At 50.0% G+C, this 2,156-nt stretch carries 1 rRNA gene; it reads right to left on the reverse strand.

Annotated features, from left to right (window positions below):
• A 23S ribosomal RNA gene (locus tag Q0976_RS23885) occupies positions 1 to 2,139 on the reverse strand; the annotation flags it as partial.
• Positions 2,140 to 2,156: the final 17 nt, after the last annotated feature.

Consider the following 2,156-nt stretch of genomic DNA (forward strand, 5'->3'; position numbering starts at 1 on the left):
TCATCTAGCGACAACGCTTCAAAGTCTCCCACCTATCCTACACATGTAGGGTCAATATTCAGTGCCAAGCTATAGTAAAGGTTCACGGGGTCTTTCCGTCTAGCCGCGGGTATACGGCATCTTCACCGCAATTTCAACTTCACTGAGTCTCGGCTGGAGACAGCGTGGCCATCATTACGCCATTCGTGCAGGTCGGAACTTACCCGACAAGGAATTTCGCTACCTTAGGACCGTTATAGTTACGGCCGCCGTTTACTTGGGCTTCGATCATGAGCTTCTCCTAAGATAACCCAATCAATTAACCTTCAAGCACCGGGCAGGCGTCATACCGTATACTTCCTCTTGCGAGTTTGCACAGTACTGTGTTTTTGATAAACAGTTGCAGCCACCTGGTATCTGCGACTCCCGTCAGCTTAGAGAGCAAGTCTCATCACCAACAGGAGCGTACCTTCTCCCGAAGTTACGGTACCATTTTGCCTAGTTCCTTCAGCCGAGTTCTCTCAAGCGCCTTGGTATTCTCTACCCAACCACCTGTGTCGGTTTGGGGTACGATTCCTGCTAACCTGAAGCTTAGAAGATTTTCCTGGAAGCATGGCATCAACTACTTCAGTCCCTTAGGACCTCGTCATCAACTCTCAGCCAAAGTGTACCCGGATTTGCCTAAGTACACAGCCTACAGCCTTAAACGCGGACAACCAACGCCGCGCTAGCCTAGCCTTCTCCGTCTCTCCATCGCAGTTAGCAGAAGTACGGGAATATTAACCCGTTTCCCATCGACTACGCCTTTCGGCCTCGCCTTAGGGGTCGACTCACCCTGCCCTGATTAACATTGGACAGGAACCCTTGGTCTTTCGGCGAGGGAGTTTTTCACTCCCTTTATCGTTACTCATGTCAGCATTCGCACTTCTGATACCTCCAGTGTGGGTTACCCCTTCACCTTCAACGGCTTACAGAACGCTCCTCTACCGCACTAGATAAATCTAGTACCCGTAGCTTCGGTGTATTGCTTAGCCCCGTTAAATCTTCCGCGCAGGCCGACTCGACTAGTGAGCTATTACGCTTTCTTTAAATGATGGCTGCTTCTAAGCCAACATCCTAGCTGTCTAAGCCTTCCCACATCGTTTCCCACTTAGCAATAACTTTGGGACCTTAGCTGACGGTCTGGGTTGTTTCCCTTTTCACGACGGACGTTAGCACCCGCCGTGTGTCTCCCGTATAGTACTCATTGGTATTCGGAGTTTGCAAAGGGTTGGTAAGTCGGGATGACCCCCTAGCCTTAACAGTGCTCTACCCCCAATGGTATTCGTACGAGGCGCTACCTAAATAGCTTTCGAGGAGAACCAGATATCTCCCGGTTTGATTGGCCTTTCACCCCCAGCCACAAGTCATCCGCTCATTTTTCAACATAAGTCGGTTCGGTCCTCCAGTTGATGTTACTCAACCTTCAACCTGCCCATGGCTAGATCACCGGGTTTCGGGTCTACACCTTGCAACTAAACGCGCAGTTAACACTCGGTTTCCCTACGGCTCCGCTATTCGCTTAACCTCGCTACAAAATGTAAGTCGCTGACCCATTATACAAAAGGTACGCAGTCACGGTCTCAAGTACCGCTCCCACTGCTTGTACGTATACGGTTTCAGGTTCTATTTCACTCCCCTCACAGGGGTTCTTTTCGCCTTTCCCTCACGGTACTGGTTCACTATCGGTCAGTCAGGAGTATTTAGCCTTGGAGGATGGTCCCCCCATATTCAGACAAGATGTCACGTGTCCCGTCCTACTCGTTTTCACGTAAAGTTAGTTTTCATGTACGGGGCTATCACCCTGTGCCGCTGTGCTTTCCAACACATTCCACTAACACCCTCTACGCTTAAGGGCTAACCCCCGTTCGCTCGCCGCTACTAGGGGGATCTCGGTTGATTTCTTTTCCTCCGGGTACTTAGATGTTTCAGTTCCCCGGGTTCGCCTCACATACCTATGTATTCAGTATGTGATACTCACTTATGTGAGTGGGTTTCCCCATTCGGACATCGTTAGCTCAAATGCTTGTTACTAGCTCGCCAACGCTTTTCGCAAGTTACTACGTCCTTCATCGCCTCTGACTGCCAAGGCATCCACCATATACGCTTAGTCACTTAACCATACAACACTAATAAGT

It is taken from the genome of uncultured Shewanella sp. (genome assembly GCF_947501665.1).
Taxonomy (GTDB): domain Bacteria; phylum Pseudomonadota; class Gammaproteobacteria; order Enterobacterales; family Shewanellaceae; genus Shewanella.